1 pseudogene is annotated in these 425 nt (G+C 64.7%); it reads left to right on the forward strand.

The features are described from left to right. Positions 1-425, forward strand: a pseudogene (locus tag EN807_RS32730) (glucose-1-phosphate adenylyltransferase); the annotation flags it as partial.

The following is a 425-nucleotide window of genomic DNA, read 5'->3' on the forward strand; positions in this document are numbered from 1 at the left end:
CCATACTGGCGCGACGTCGGAACCGTCGACGCCTATTGGGAGGCCAATATCGATCTCACCGACGTCACGCCCGAGCTTGACCTCTACGATCGCGACTGGCCGATCTGGACCTATGCCGAATTGAAGCCGCCGGCAAAGTTCGTGCATGACGAGGACGGCCGTCGCGGCGAGGCGATCTCCTCGCTGGTCTCCGGCGACTGCATCGTCTCAGGCGCCTCGCTGCGCCGCAGCCTGATCTTCACCGGCGCGCGCATCAATTCCTATTCGACGCTCGAAGAAGTCGTCATGCTGCCGGACGTGCATGTCGGCCGTAACGCCAGGCTGAAGCGCGTCGTCATCGACCATGGCGTGCGCATCCCGGAAGGGCTGGTGGTGGGCGAGGATGCCGCCCTCGACGCCAAGCGCTTCCGCGTCTCGAAGAAGCG

Origin of the sequence: Mesorhizobium sp. M5C.F.Ca.ET.164.01.1.1 (genome assembly GCF_004792125.1) — a bacterium.
GTDB lineage: Bacteria > Pseudomonadota > Alphaproteobacteria > Rhizobiales > Rhizobiaceae > Mesorhizobium > Mesorhizobium wenxiniae.